Source organism: Pedobacter sp. AC402 (assembly GCF_979252805.1).
The window spans coordinates 13316-27321 of the sequence record NZ_CEEDAI010000007.1 but is presented as its reverse complement, the minus strand read 5'-3'; the positions used below and the strand labels follow the sequence as shown (position 1 = coordinate 27321).

The following is a 14006-nucleotide window of genomic DNA, read 5'->3' as shown; positions in this document are numbered from 1 at the left end:
ACAACCCATTTTTTTTGTAAATGCTGTAAACTCGTTAAACTGGCCTTCAATAAATTAAAATCTCACCGGGAATAAAAAACCTATAACAAAGGTCAAAACTTTTCCACAATGCCTTAATTCGGCTAAATTTTGTTAAATTCGCAAGGTTATAGTAATACCCTTTTTTAATATCGTTTTAAGTAACGAGAATAATAATTTATGGCAGAAGATTTAGAAAATCAGCAGAACGACAAAATCATTCAAATTAATATAGAGGAGCAGATGAAATCGGCCTACATTGATTATTCAATGTCGGTAATCGTATCGAGGGCTTTGCCTGATGTACGCGATGGATTAAAACCGGTACACCGCCGTGTTTTATATGGTATGCTCGATCTTGGTGTAACCAGTAATAAACCCCATAAAAAATCTGCCCGTATTGTAGGGGAGGTTTTGGGTAAATATCACCCGCATGGTGATGCATCTGTTTATTTTACCATGGTTCGTATGGCTCAGGATTGGAGCTTGCGTTATCCGATGGTAGACGGACAGGGAAACTTTGGTCACATTGATGGCGACTCTCCGGCTGCAATGCGTTATACTGAGGCACGTTTTTCTAAAATTGCTGAAGAAATGCTTGCCGATATCAATAAAGATACTGTAGATTTTCAGTTAAACTTTGATGATACCTTACAGGAGCCAACTGTTTTACCTGCAAAAATTCCTAACTTATTGGTTAACGGATCATCAGGTATTGCTGTAGGTATGGCCACCAACATGGCACCACACAATTTAACCGAAGTAATTGATGGTGTTGTAAATTATATCGATAATAGAGATATCACTATCGAGGAACTGATGAAGTTTGTAAAAGCTCCTGATTTTCCTACTGGTGGTATTATTTACGGTTATACAGGTGTTAAAGAAGCTTTTGAAACCGGGCGTGGCCGTATTGTAATGCGTGCAAAAGCCGAAATCGAAAGCATTAAGGAACGTGAAGTAATTATTGTTACTGAAATTCCTTACCAGGTTAACAAAGCACAAATGATTGAGCGTACTGCTGAGTTGGTTGGCGAGAAAAAACTGGAAGGAATCTCTAACATTAAAGATGAATCCAATAAAGATGGTATCCGCATTGTTTACGAAATTAAACGCGATGCAAATGCCTCTATCGTTTTAAACAACTTATATAAGTATACTGCTTTACAAACATCTTTCAGTGTAAATAATATTGCATTGGTAAAAGGCCGTCCGCAAATGCTAAATCTAAAAGATTTAATTGTGCATTTTGTAGATCACCGCCATGATGTTATTGTTCGCCGTACCCGTTACGAATTATCAGAAGCCGAAAAACGTGCCCACATTTTAGAAGGTTATTTAATTGCGTTAGATCATTTAGATGAAGTTATTAAATTAATCCGTGCTTCCGAAACACCAGAAGATGCCCGTTTAGGCTTAATGGAAAAATTCGGATTAAGCGATATTCAGGCCCGTGCAATTCTGGATATGACGCTTCGTCGTTTAACAGGACTAGAGCGTGATAAGATTAAAGAAGAGTATGCTGAGTTAATGAAAACCATCGAACATTTAAAATCTATCTTGGCTGATGAAGGTTTGCGTATGCAGATCATCAAAGATGAGTTGGCAGAAATCCGCCAGAAATTTGGAGATGAGCGTAGAACAACTATCGTTCACTCGGCTGAGGATATGAGCATGGAAGATTTCATCGATGATGAAGAGGTCGTAATCACGATTTCTCACGAAGGTTATGTTAAACGTACACCGGCAACCGAATTCAGGGCACAGGGTAGAGGTGGTAAAGGATCAAAAGGCAGTACTTCAAGAAATGAAGATTTTATTGAGCACATGCTCGTGGCTACCAACCACAACTATATGTTGTTCTTTACTGAAGCAGGAAGATGTTTCTGGTTGAGGGTTTATGAAATTCCGGAAGGTTCAAGAACCAGTAAAGGAAGAGCGATCCAGAACATCATCAACATTCCGAAAGAAGAGAAAATCAAAGCTTATATTAAAGTTAAAAACTTAAAAGACCAGGAGTATTTAGAGAACAATTTCATCATTATGTGTACTAAAAAAGGTACCATTAAGAAAACTTCTCTTGAGGCTTATTCACGTCCGCGGGTAAATGGTATTAACGCCATTAACATTAATGATGGCGATGTATTATTGGAAGCATGCTTAACCAATGGCGAAAGTGAGATTGTAATGGCTTTAAGATCAGGTAGGGCAATCCGTTTCAATGAAAAAACCGTTCGTCCGATGGGAAGAACTGCAACTGGAGTGCGTGGTGTAAGGCTTGCACACGATCAGGATGAAGTTGTTGGCATGATTGCTGTAAACAATCCTGAAGTTACGGTGTTAGTAGTATCAGAAAAGGGTTATGGTAAACGTACCGATATTGAAGATTACCGTGTAACCAACCGTGGAGGTAAAGGGGTAAAAACAATTAATGTTACTGAAAAAACCGGACAATTAGTTTCGATTAAAGACGTTACTGATAGCGAAGATTTGATGATCATTAACCGTTCGGGCATTGTAATCCGGATTCCGGTTTCAGCTTTAAGGGTAATGGGCCGCGCCACACAAGGTGTTCGCCTGATATCATTAAAAGGTGATGATGAAATTGCTTCGGTAACGAAGATTGATCATGAAGAGGATGAGGAAGAAACAGTAGATTTAGCAGATGTTGTGGTTACGGACGGAGAAGAAATTGAAGCCGATACAACTCCTGAAGCCGAAGATGCTGACGAAGAAGAAGGTGATTCAGATAACGAAACGGAAGAAGAAAATTAATTAAAATTAAGATTAGAATAAAAATTATGAAAAGAGTATTTCTAAGTATAGTTCTAGCAGGTGCGGTGAGCTCTGCATTTGCTCAGAAAAGTGAAGTAACCGCGGCGAAAAACGACTGGGGTTTATTCCAGCTAACTTCTTCAAGTGCATCAACACCGTTGGCAAAAAAGCTTGAATCTTTAGCAAAAGGATTGGCACATACAGATAAAGCCATTGCTGATGAAAAATCTAAAGTAATGCCTGAGGCATGGAGTTATCGTGCTTTATTTGCTTCTTCTACAGCTATTTTAGATTCAACAAGTACAGCAAATGCTGATAAAAATTTAAAAATTGCTCAGGAAGCAGTAGTTGAAGCTAAAAAATTAGATACAAAAGGAGGTGAAAAAGAAAACATCACTTTAGCTGAAACCAATATTAGCAATGCCGTTAGAAATGGTGGTGTAATTGCTTATAATAAAAAGGATTACAAAACTGCTTACGAAAAATTTGTTGCAGCAACGTTAATCAATCCTAATGATACAGCAATGTATTTAAATGCAGGTATCGCAGCTAGAAACATTGAAGATTATCCTAACATGATTACTCAATTTAAAAAAGTAATCTCGTTAAATTCACCTCAATCTAAAGATCTTTACTCTGAAATTATTAATGCTAATTTGAGCAAACAGAAAGATACAACTGCAGCATTGGCAACGATTAAAGAAGCAACCGCTAAATTTCCTGACAATGCTGAGTGGATCAAAACTGAAACCCAGATTTATATTAATAGGGGTGATGCGGCAAAATCAGAGCAGATGTTAAATGCTTTGGCAGCAAAAGAGCCAAATAACCCTAATTATCAGGTTTTATTGGGAAATATTTATTTTACGCAAGCTTTGAAATTACAAGCAGACCGTAATAAAATCGATCCTAAAAAAGTAAAAGAATTTAATGAAGTTACCGGTAAAATGAATGCTTTATTAGATAAATCTCTCCCTTTTTATAAAAAAGCCTTAGAGGTTGATGCTAAAAACCAAGGTGCATTGGAAACGTTAAAAACGATCTATGCATTTAGAAATGATACTAAAAATTATGATGACATTAAAAAACGTTTAGACGCTTTACCTAAGCAATAATTATTCATCATCGATTTAAAAAAAGAGCCCTGAAATTTCGGAGCTCTTTTTTTTATGTTTATTTTTATCAATTATTACGGTTTTACAACATTGTTCAAATTATGCAAAATTGCCTTAAAATATCATTAACCGCTTTAATTTTCGTCTCTTTTAATGCTATGGCTCAAAAAAGCCAAATTCTTATTGCCAGGAATTCAGTTGGTAAGCTTCAGGCATCAATCGCGAATAAAGAAGATGAAAAAAAGCAGTTGTCGATTATTACAGAAGGCTTAAAAGCAATAGAATCAGCAGAAAAAGATAATAAAACCAAAAACTGGGGCGAAACCTGGTCTATAAAATCATATTTAACATCTTTTGCTTCTTTAATAGATACAGATCCGAATAATGCGAACAAATTTTATGATGCGGCTATTGAAGCGGTAACAAAGGCAAAATCTTTAGACCGTTATGATGACAATGGAGGCCTAATTAAAGCATCAGATCATAATATTCTGATAAAAAAACAGGATAAAGGCAATGAAGCTTACTTCAACAATGATTTTAAAGAAGCTTATGCAGATTTAAAAGAAGTTTGTGATAATTTTCCTGCAGATACCACATTAGCTTTAAATACCGCAATTTGCGCGCTGAATATTCAGGCTTATGATGAATCTTTAACGTATTTTAAAAGGGCAAAAGAAAATGGCATCAGAAATCCATCTGTTTTTCAAAAGATGGCACAGATGTATGTTGTAAAATCAGAAAACGAAACTGCAATTAAAACTTTAGAAGATGGTTTGGTGCTAAATCCTTTCAACCGTTTTTTAACAAATGATTACATCAATTTATTATTGGATACCGAAAACTATAACAAAGCACAAGGTTTAATTGAAAATAACCTGAAAGTTGAGAAGGGAAGCAAATTGCTTTATTTTCTGTATGGTTACCTGCAACAAGTTGGAGGAAACAATTCTACAGCGATTTTAGCTTACGACAAAGCATTATCTACCGATCAAAACTATTTTGATGCCTTGTATCAGTTGAGTTTAGCTTATATCAATACAGCGAACGAAACTTTGAGTAAAAACGACGCCGATAAAAATGAAAAATATAAAGGCCTGATTGATCGTGCACAATTTGCTTTACAGCGTGCAAATGAAATTAATCCTAATGATAAAAAAACCGTACAGTTGCTAATCGATATTTACGCCAAAAAAGGAGCAACAAATAAGGTACAGGAACTTAACCGCAGGCTTCAAGAACTATAATTATCGAGTGATTTGTTGGAAATAAGTGGTAAAAGAAATATCAACTTAACATAATATTAATTATAAGACATAAAATTATATATTTTTGAATATGCCTTTTGTATATTTACTTCCGTAAGCATTTCAATTACTACTTTGAACGATATGGATATTAATGATAATGATTTTTCAAAAATAACTTCTATAAAATCAAATAACATAACTTTGATACTGAAAGCTTTAGGGGCATTTATTTTCGTAAGTATAGTTTTAGGAATAATTAATTTCAGTATAATAATTATTAAGTCTGTGGAATTATCTGATGAATATAAAATTTCTACTTTCGTTTTATCAGTAATTCTGTTATCTCTTTTAATATTTCTTGCATTAAAAGGCATAAATACGCTAAGTAAAAACAAAATAAATAAGGTTACGGTCGATAAGTACGGTATACATCATTATATAGATGAAATAATTATTGAATCCATTACATTTGAGTCATTGTCTCCTAATCCAGATACTAAGAATTACGATGTAGTTTTATCCAATGGTGATGATGTAAGCTTCGATATTCGTGTGCATTATTTTGATAATGATAGTCAGAAAATACTTTATAAAGCAATTATATTCAATACACCATTTTCAATAACCAATAAAAACGAATTAGAAAGACATTTCATAAATGGTGTTTTGAAGTTCCGATCTGATTTGAAAGTCTCACCAAGAGTTCTAGACCTATTAAATTTGAAGTATTCATCAGCTTTGCAGGACTAGATTTAACTAGATTAATATTTGTATATAACACAAACAATTTACAGCCAGCCTTGTACTAAAATCATGTACGATCACTATAGCTTTGAAGATGCTACTGCATATCAAAATGAATTAGCTAAACAATTAAAGTTTCAGCCGATTGATAAAATTGAAACCATTGCCGGTGCAGATATTTCTTTCAATAAAAACAGCACAACCATGTACGCTGGAATTGTGATCTTAAGTTACCCAGGAATGGTTGTAAAATCTTTTGCTATAGATACTTTTGAAACAAATTTTCCTTATAAAGCAGGGTTTTTAGGATTTAAAGAAGTTCCGGCGCTATTAAAAGTTTGGAGCCTGATAAATGATAAGCCCGATGTTGTTGTATTGGATGGTAACGGAATTTTGCATCCACGCCGCATGGGTGTTGCTTCACATTTTGGAATTTTAGCAAACCAGGCTTCAATTGGTTGTGCTAAAAGCCTTTTGCATGGCGAAAACCATGTTCCGGAAAATAAGAAATTAAGCAGTGCTGAAATCATCAGTCATGGTGAAACCTTAGGTTTTGCATTGCGTACAAAGATTAATTGCGAATCTGTGTATGTTTCTGCCGGCCATTTAATTACGGCTGAACAAAGTTTGGAAATTATGAAAAATAGCGTTGGGAATTATCGAATTCCTGAGCCAACGCGTATGGCACATAACATTGTAAATGATTTTCGCATTGGGAAATTAAAACCTGGTTTTCATAAGGTATCGGCACCGCTTACTTTATTTTGATCCTAAATCCAGTTAATTCCTTTTTTTAGCAGTTGCTGGGTTTTATATTCATCAGAATTGATCTCAGGCTGAACATTATAGCCCCAGTTGGCTTGTGGCGGTAAGCTCATTAAAATAGATTCTATCCGGCCGTTGGTTTCTAATCCGAATTTGGTCCCCGAATCGTAAACTAAATTAAACTCTACATAACGGCTACGGCGTTGATATTGCCATTCTTTCTGTGCCTCGGTAAATTCTTTATCACGGTTCCGGTCAATCAGTTCTGTATAAATAGGTAGAAATGTTTCACCAATATTTGCAGAGAAATCTAAAATCTGTTCCCAGCTTAGGTTGGTATTTTCTGGTCTTAGTCGGTCGTAAAAAATCCCACCAATTCCACGGGTTTCTTCACGGTGTTTAATAAAGAAATAATCGTCGGCTTGCGTTTTAAATTTAGGATAAAAATCAGTGCTGAAATCGTCGCAAGCTAGCTTTAGTTTATGGTGAAAAAAGCGGGCATCATTTTCAAATACATAATGCGGCGTTAGATCTATTCCACCACCAAACCAACGTGTTTGTTCATTCAATTCGAAATAGCGGATGTTCATGTGAATAATCGGAACCAATGGATGATTCGGATGAATTACAATCGAAACTCCAGTTGCAAAAAAATCATCTTCAGTAACATTAAAAGCTTTTTTTACTGATTCGGGCAGTTTACCATAAACGGCAGAAAAATTTACACCACCTTTTTCAATAATTGCTCCTTTTTGCATAATCCGCGTACGGCCGCCTCCCCCACCGGTTCGCTCCCAAAGTTCCTCTTCAAATTTTCCCTTGCCGTCGGCAATTTCCAATCCCCTGCAAATTTCATCCTGTATTTGCTTATAACGCGCTGCTACTTCTTCTTTGAACATGATGGCTCCTTCTATTTCCATACAAATTTAAGGCTATTAAAGCAGCTATATTGATTTATGTTTAGATAGTACATTTTATTGACATTGGTTATGGCCGATCAAATTATTCTTCTAAATAATTGAGATCTTTATTAAAGCTTTCTTTCAAATAAGAAACTGAAATCATAGCAATAACTGTTACAATACCCATCACGATAAATGCGGCTGAGACTATACTGTAATGGTGAACAAAAAATTCGAATACGAATGTGATTGGAATTAAGGCCCCGCGTACAAAGTTTGGAGCTGTTGTGGTTACGGTAGAACGGATATTTGTGCCAAACTGCTCAGCAGCGATGGTTACAAAAGTTGCCCAATAGCCAACGGCAAATCCCATAAACAAGCAAATTAAGATAAATGTGCTTTCAGTTAAACCTGTGCCTGGTAAGGTATATAATAACGGTAACCACAGAGAGACTTTGGAAAATTAATACCGTTTTTTTTCTTGATTTTAAGTACCTGTGCTAAAAAGCCACAAACCACATCGCCAATGGCAATTCCGAAATAGGTATACATAATACCCGTACCTGCATTAAGTAAATCTTTCGCCCCCAGTGCTTTTCCAATTTCTGGTGATTGGGTTACTAAAATGCCTACTATAAACCAAAGTGGAAGACCTAAGCAAATACAGGCCAGATATTTTAAAAACCGTATCCGATCAGAAAAAAGCATAAAAAAATTGCCTTTAGAAACTTTAGTACTTTGTTCGGCGTGTTTAAACATGCCCGATTCGAAGGTGCCTACACGCAAAAGCAATAATAAAAGGCCCATGCCCCCTTCCACAAAATAAGAAGTTTGCCAGGTGAAATGTTTGCCTATTGTAGCTGCTGCTGCTGCGCCTAATAAGCCAATCCCCGCAACAACCATTGTTCCGTAACCACGTTTTTCTTTATCCATAGTTTCGGTAACCAGTGTAATTCCAGCACCTAGCTCCCCCGCAAGGCCAATACCAGCTATAAGTCTGATAATGGCGTAAGTATGAACATCAGTTGCGAAACCATTGGCAATATTAGCAACAGAATACATTAAAATTGAACCAAACAGCACTTTAATTCTTCCAAATTTATCGCCAATAATGCCCCATATTAATCCTCCGATCAATAATCCGAACATTTGCATGTTGATTACATATTCGCCTTCAGTACGCATGTGTTCTGCGGAAACACCGATATCTGTAAAGCTTTTTAAACGTACAACAGAGAATAAAACGAGGTCGTAAATGTCGACGAAGTAACCCAGAGCGGCTACAATGACTAAGAAAATGACATTACGGTTGTTGGTTTTGGCTTGAGAATCCATTTAATATTTGGTTTAAAGGCTGAAAGTACACAATAACCCAAATATTTGAAATAGATTTTATAAAAATAAAAGCCACTCTATTTCTGGAGTGGCTTTTATCATCCTACATTGGAGGATTTTTTTTAGTAGTATCAGGTGGCATTTTTGTTGTGGTATCAGGCATTTTTTTCGATGCTGTGTCAGTCATCGTCTTTGTGCTGTCCATTACTTTTGTAGAATCCGTCATTGTACTGTCCTGAAGAACCAGCCATATTTTTTGACGAATTGCATGCTGAAGTGGCTATCATAAGAGAACCCGCGAAAGCAAGACTTAAGATTATTTTTTTCATAGTTTTTTATTGTTATCTATCAACCAAACAACAATGCAATCATTTGGTTTTAATTTTTTTACTTCTTGTTGACTATTTTAATTCAATATCACTCGTTAATAAGTTCGCGAAGGTGAATGCCAGCTATAATAACATTCAACGCTTAATTACCAAAATATTACCAAATCAAGCGGTTTAAAACTTTAAAAGGTGGCAAAACTTTCTGATATTAGTAAGTATGATTATTTCTCAAAATACCCTGAAATGGGTAATGCGCCTTTACCCTCCATTGTTTTTTCAGCGCATTTGGGTTCAGAAATTTGAAAATGAATTTAGAAGCTGCACAGTTAAGCTGAGTAAAAGTTTTTTAAATAAGAATTATAACGGATCTATTTTTGGTGGAACTATTTATGCCGCAACTGATCCTTTTTACGCCCTATTATTCGATCAGTTGATGCAAAGGCGGGGTTTTAAAGTCCGTGTTTGGCTAAAAAGTGCTTCTATACAATATTTAAAGCCGGGCCGCTTTCACTTTGTATTTTACCATCACTGTAAGTGATGAGATGTTGAACGAAGCAGAACACGCATTAAAAACCGTTGGAAAATTTGTAAAAGCTTATCCAATGGAAATTACCAATAAAAACGGTGAGCTTTGCGCCACTGTAATGAATGAAGTATATATCCGAAACTTACATCAGGGCGAAGCGCCCAGAGTTGCTTACTAATTTTAGATTATGCCGAGTATTAAGAGTTTAATTTTGCAGGGCGAAGGTGTGATGCTCGATTTTAAGAAAACCATTACCAGTACCGAAAAAATAGCGAAAAGTTTAGTGGCCTTTGCCAATAATAAGGGTGGTAAATTATTAATTGGTGTGGCCGATGATGGATCTATAAAAGGTGTAAAATCAGAAGAAGAAGAAAAATACATGATCTTAACTTCTGCACACCAGTTTTGCAAGCCAGCTATAGAGCCTTATTTTGAAGAAATTTATGTAGATGATAAATTGGTGCTTGTTGTAAATATTCCTGAAAGCGATACAAAGCCTCATTACGCGCTTGATGACCAGAAAAAGTGGTGGGCTTATATCCGTATTGATGATAAAAGTGTTTTGGCCAGTAGAATTATTATTGAAGTGCTTAAACAGGAATATAAAAGCAATGGTGTACTGATTTCTTATTCAGAAAATGAGAAAAAACTACTCGAATACCTGGAACAGAATCAAAAAATCACTTTAAAAGAATTTAGTAAGCTGTTACGAAGTTCTTACCGAAAGGCACAAAAAGTATTGGTTAATTTAATTCTGACCAATGTGATCAAATCGCACACCTCAGAAAAAGAGGGAATATTTTACTGCTGTAAGGTAAATATTTACTAAAATATTTTTATAAATCGTCTTCCTGAACTTGTTTCAGGATCTTCATTAACAAAATTTCTTTCAGCAAAATCGTCTTCCTGAACTCGTTTCAGGATCTTCAATAATAAAATTTTTTAGCATAATCGTCTTCCTGAACTCGTTTCATGATCTTTAAATCGATTTGTTCTTTTGAAATAGATGCTGAAATAAATTCAGCAAGACGCCTACTTTGATAACTAAGAATGGAAAATATAATCGTCTTCCTGAACTCGTTTCAGGATCTTTAAATTGATTTGTTGAAATAGATGCTGAAATAAATTCAGAAAGATGCATACTTGGAAAACTAAGAATAGAAGACATAATAATCGTCATCCTGAACTCGTTTCAGGATCTTTAAATCGATTTGTTCTTTTGAAATAGATGCTGAAATAAATTCAGCAAGACGCATACTTGGACAACTAAGAATGGAAGATATAATAATCGTCTTCCATTACTCGTTTCAGGGTCTTTAAATTGATTTGTTGAAATAGATGCTGAAATAAATTCAGCAAAGACGCGTACTTGGAAAACTAAGAATTGAAGGTATAATCGTCTTCCTGAAGAGAATGGAAGATATAATAATTGTCTTCCTGAACTTGTTTCAGGATCTTTAAATCGATTTATTGAAATAGATGCTGAAATAAATTCAGCAAGACGAATAATTGGAAAATTAAGAATGGAAGATATAATCGTCTTCCTGAACTCGTTTCAGGATTTTTAAATTGATTTGTTAAAAGAGATGCTGAAATAAATTCAGCAAGACGCATACTTTGAAAACTAAGAATGGAAGATATAATCGTCTTCCTGAACTCGTTTCAGGATCTTCAAATTGATTTGTTCTGTTGAATAGATGCTGAAATAAATTCAGCAAGACGTCTACTTTGATAACTAAGAATGGAAGACATAATAATCGTCTTCCTGAACTCGTTTCAGGATCTTTAAATTGATTTGTTCTGTGACAATAGATGCTGAAATAAATTCAGCAAGACGTATACTTTGAAAACTAAGAATGGAACTCCACCCCTTCTACATTAACTTTTCTACATTGCTGCAATTTCAACATTAAAAACGCGACCTTTGCAATCTTATGTTTTCTAAAATTTACACCAAGTATAAACCTTATTATAAAGAAAACCTTCATTTGGCCTTGCCAATTGTAGGGTCTCAGGTTGGCCATACGCTGGTACACATGGCCGATAGCATTATTGTAGGTCATTTCACTGATACCATTCAATTGGCAGCTGTATCGTTGGTTAACAGTATTTTCATGCTCATTTTAGTAATCGGGCTGGGTATCTCCTATGGATTAACACCGCTTATCGCACAAGAAAATGGACGGCAGAACTATGATGAATGCGGAAAACTTTTATCCAACAGTTTAATCATTAATGTGTGTGTAGGCATATTTCTGTATATTTTGGTTCAATTGGGTATATTTTTCGTGATCGATCGCCTTGATCAAACACCAGAAGTTGTACGTTACGCAAAACCCTACTTAAATCTTTTATCTATTTCAATTATCCCATTGTTGATTTTTCAGACTTTTAAACAGTTTGCAGAAGGATTAGGCTTTACCAAACAAGCCATGTTCGTTTCCATCTGGGGGAATGCGCTCAACATTATCCTGGGAATTATTTTCGTAAAAGGAATGTTCGGCATTAAATCTATGGGGGTTAGCGGCGTAGGGTTGAGTACATTAATCGACAGGGTTTTAATGGCTACAGTAATGTGTTTTTATGTATTACGCTCGAAGCATTTTAAAAAATACCTCATCAGTTTTAAAGCTACGTTTATTGATAGGCTAAGGGCCATCAAAATTGCAAAAATCGGAATGCCTGTTGCAATGCAGTATTCTTTTGAAATAAGTGCTTTTAGTGGTGCAGCAGTATTAATTGGCACAATCGGTGCTGTAGAGCAGGCTGCCCATCAAATAGCCATTAGTTTAGCCGCTATGACTTATATGATTGCCAGTGGGGTGGCATCGGCCGCTACCATTAAAACAGGTAATAACTTTGGAAAGAAAAATTTTGATGATTTACGTAAATCTGCAATTGCCAGTTATCATGTTATTTTATTGTTTATGTGCTGTACAGCGGTAATTTTTGTTTTAGCAAACAATATTATGCCATTCATTTATACAGAAGATGCTGCCGTTATTCCAATAGCAGCGCAGTTATTAATTATTGCTGGCTTTTTTCAATTGTTTGATGGTACCCAAGTGGTAGGTTTAGGTGTACTGCGTGGTATTGGTGATGTAAATATTCCTACTTTTATAACATTTCTGGCTTACTGGGTAGTAGGAATTCCTATCGGATATATACTCGGATTTAAGTTTGATTTAGGTGTTAATGGCATTTGGTACGGATTAACCCTGGGTTTGTTAACAGCTTCTATCCTATTGTTTTTAAGGTTTCAGAACAAGACTAGGGCACTGAAGGTTGATCTTTAATTTGTTTAATAACAAATGAGTTTTTAAGCGGTGATCATTATCGAGTGATTGTCATTCCCAACATGATTCGTAATGCAATAAACTTTAAGATTTTCTCCTGCGCGGGAAAGATGATAGTTCTTTCCAATCTGTATGTGATGGTCTATAGAAAAAGCCTTTACTCATCGTCTCTTTATAACATGCAGTATGACAGCAGCTATTACTTCCCACCAACATTAACCACAACACCAATAGTGAAGATCGAATTTCCTGCAGACATGTATTTGCGGTTTTTCAAACCGATATTGCTACTCGTAGTATATTGTAATTGAAAGGTTTTACTCAGCGCCATGCGGGTAAAGAAAACTGGCTCAAAGAAAATATTATCTTCTTTTGGCTGAACAACGCCATTTAAAAAGAACCTATCCATTTTAACATGGCTAATTCTGAGTGCAGTACCATAATTGATCGGGAAATCTGTGCCAAATAAACGAAGGTTGTTTTTCTTTTTCGAGCTGTAGTTTACCTGTAAAAATGTTTTTCTGTAATCTACTTCCTGTAATTCGCTGCTAATCAGTACATCATTTTTATAATCGCGGAAGGTAATGTCGCTCCATCCTTTTCCTACACCTGCATAAACTTCAATAATCCGATTGTTATCCGGACCAAAAGTGTCGAAATATCCGCCACCAATCTCAATTAGTTTGTGTCCGAAATCTTTACTTTTCCTTTCACTGTTCATTCTTGAGCCACTAAAAAGCACACCAATATGATCGGAAACGGCATAAGCGCCATTAACACTGGCATTGCCTTTTAAAGAGATGTGTGCACCACCACTAAATTCACCTTGTTTGCTTAACATTGGTGTATTTGGAACGTTTGGCATATAAACTGAAGAACAACTTGCTGCAAAAAGCGCTAAAACTGGAAGTGTAAAACGTAGGTATTTAATCATAGATGTTATATAAACAG

Annotated in this window: 13 protein-coding genes; 9 read left to right on the top strand and 4 right to left on the bottom strand. The window is 35.5% G+C overall.

The features are described 5' to 3' along the window. Positions 1–198 precede the first annotated feature (198 nt). From gyrA to AC0IWE_RS06510, 5 genes are all read left to right on the top strand, one after another. Complete coding sequence (gyrA, locus tag AC0IWE_RS06530) at positions 199–2793, top strand: DNA gyrase subunit A (RefSeq protein ID WP_055913681.1); 2595 nt, start codon at positions 199–201, stop codon at positions 2791–2793. Between the two features lie 158 nt (positions 2794–2951). Beyond that, on the top strand, positions 2952–3908 hold the full coding sequence (locus tag AC0IWE_RS06525) for a tetratricopeptide repeat protein (RefSeq protein ID WP_235526189.1): 957 nt from the start codon (positions 2952–2954) through the stop codon (positions 3906–3908). 158 nt (positions 3909–4066) lie between these two features. Continuing rightward, positions 4067–5155, top strand: coding sequence for a tetratricopeptide repeat protein (locus AC0IWE_RS06520; RefSeq protein ID WP_471792442.1), 1089 nt, complete (start codon positions 4067–4069; stop codon positions 5153–5155). 144 nt (positions 5156–5299) lie between these two features. Then, entirely contained in the window at positions 5300–5908 is a 609-nt protein-coding gene (locus tag AC0IWE_RS06515; RefSeq protein ID WP_471792441.1) for a hypothetical protein, read from the top strand. A 63-nt stretch (positions 5909–5971) separates the two neighbouring features. Continuing rightward, positions 5972–6670 carry an endonuclease V gene (locus AC0IWE_RS06510; RefSeq protein WP_471792440.1) on the top strand — a complete coding sequence of 233 codons (699 nt, stop codon included), beginning with the start codon at positions 5972–5974 and terminating at the stop codon, positions 6668–6670. A gap of 2 nt (positions 6671–6672) precedes the next feature. Here the strand turns inward: AC0IWE_RS06510 and hemF are convergent, their stop codons facing one another. The 3 genes from hemF to AC0IWE_RS06495 all read right to left on the bottom strand — a co-directional run bounded on the left by hemF (position 6673) and on the right by AC0IWE_RS06495 (position 8904). Then, on the bottom strand, positions 6673–7587 hold the full coding sequence (gene hemF / locus AC0IWE_RS06505) for an oxygen-dependent coproporphyrinogen oxidase (RefSeq protein ID WP_471792439.1): 915 nt from the start codon (positions 7585–7587) through the stop codon (positions 6673–6675). A gap of 82 nt (positions 7588–7669) precedes the next feature. After that, positions 7670–7942 carry a hypothetical protein gene (locus AC0IWE_RS06500; protein ID WP_471792438.1) on the bottom strand — a complete coding sequence of 91 codons (273 nt, stop codon included), beginning with the start codon at positions 7940–7942 and terminating at the stop codon, positions 7670–7672. A gap of 32 nt (positions 7943–7974) precedes the next feature. Then, positions 7975–8904 carry an MFS transporter gene (locus AC0IWE_RS06495; RefSeq protein WP_471792437.1) on the bottom strand — a complete coding sequence of 310 codons (930 nt, stop codon included), beginning with the start codon at positions 8902–8904 and terminating at the stop codon, positions 7975–7977. 546 nt (positions 8905–9450) lie between these two features. Between AC0IWE_RS06495 and AC0IWE_RS06490 the strand changes: the two genes are divergently transcribed. The 4 genes from AC0IWE_RS06490 (at position 9451) to AC0IWE_RS06475 (ending at position 13055) form a co-directional block, all read left to right on the top strand. Continuing rightward, complete coding sequence (locus AC0IWE_RS06490; RefSeq protein ID WP_471792436.1) at positions 9451–9771, top strand: DUF4442 domain-containing protein; 321 nt, start codon at positions 9451–9453, stop codon at positions 9769–9771. Next, positions 9746–9937: a hypothetical protein gene (locus AC0IWE_RS06485; RefSeq protein ID WP_471792435.1), complete on the top strand. Its 192-nt coding sequence runs from the start codon at positions 9746–9748 to the stop codon at positions 9935–9937. Before AC0IWE_RS06490 ends, AC0IWE_RS06485 begins: the two co-directional genes overlap by 26 nt. A 9-nt stretch (positions 9938–9946) precedes the next feature. Then, positions 9947–10588 (top strand): RNA-binding domain-containing protein, encoded by a 642-nt coding sequence (locus AC0IWE_RS06480; RefSeq protein ID WP_471792434.1) that lies wholly within the window; start codon positions 9947–9949, stop codon positions 10586–10588. 1105 nt (positions 10589–11693) lie between these two features. Beyond that, positions 11694–13055: an MATE family efflux transporter gene (locus AC0IWE_RS06475; protein WP_471792433.1), complete on the top strand. Its 1362-nt coding sequence runs from the start codon at positions 11694–11696 to the stop codon at positions 13053–13055. A gap of 199 nt (positions 13056–13254) precedes the next feature. Here the strand turns inward: AC0IWE_RS06475 and AC0IWE_RS06470 are convergent, their stop codons facing one another. After that, on the bottom strand, positions 13255–13989 hold the full coding sequence (locus tag AC0IWE_RS06470; protein WP_463494970.1) for a hypothetical protein: 735 nt from the start codon (positions 13987–13989) through the stop codon (positions 13255–13257). Between the last annotated feature and the right edge of the window lie 17 nt (positions 13990–14006).

Coding starts and splice junctions, on each gene's coding strand:
- hemF (WP_471792439.1), bottom strand. CDS start 7,587: ATGGAAATAGAAGGAGCCATCATGTTCAAAGAAGAAGTAGCAGCGCGT.
- gyrA (WP_055913681.1), top strand. CDS start 199: ATGGCAGAAGATTTAGAAAATCAGCAGAACGACAAAATCATTCAAATT.
- AC0IWE_RS06490 (WP_471792436.1), top strand. CDS start 9,451: ATGATTATTTCTCAAAATACCCTGAAATGGGTAATGCGCCTTTACCCT.
- AC0IWE_RS06480 (WP_471792434.1), top strand. CDS start 9,947: ATGCCGAGTATTAAGAGTTTAATTTTGCAGGGCGAAGGTGTGATGCTC.
- AC0IWE_RS06470 (WP_463494970.1), bottom strand. CDS start 13,989: ATGATTAAATACCTACGTTTTACACTTCCAGTTTTAGCGCTTTTTGCA.
- AC0IWE_RS06495 (WP_471792437.1), bottom strand. CDS start 8,904: ATGGATTCTCAAGCCAAAACCAACAACCGTAATGTCATTTTCTTAGTC.
- AC0IWE_RS06510 (WP_471792440.1), top strand. CDS start 5,972: ATGTACGATCACTATAGCTTTGAAGATGCTACTGCATATCAAAATGAA.
- AC0IWE_RS06500 (WP_471792438.1), bottom strand. CDS start 7,942: ATGGGATTTGCCGTTGGCTATTGGGCAACTTTTGTAACCATCGCTGCT.
- AC0IWE_RS06475 (WP_471792433.1), top strand. CDS start 11,694: ATGTTTTCTAAAATTTACACCAAGTATAAACCTTATTATAAAGAAAAC.
- AC0IWE_RS06520 (WP_471792442.1), top strand. CDS start 4,067: ATGGCTCAAAAAAGCCAAATTCTTATTGCCAGGAATTCAGTTGGTAAG.
- AC0IWE_RS06515 (WP_471792441.1), top strand. CDS start 5,300: ATGGATATTAATGATAATGATTTTTCAAAAATAACTTCTATAAAATCA.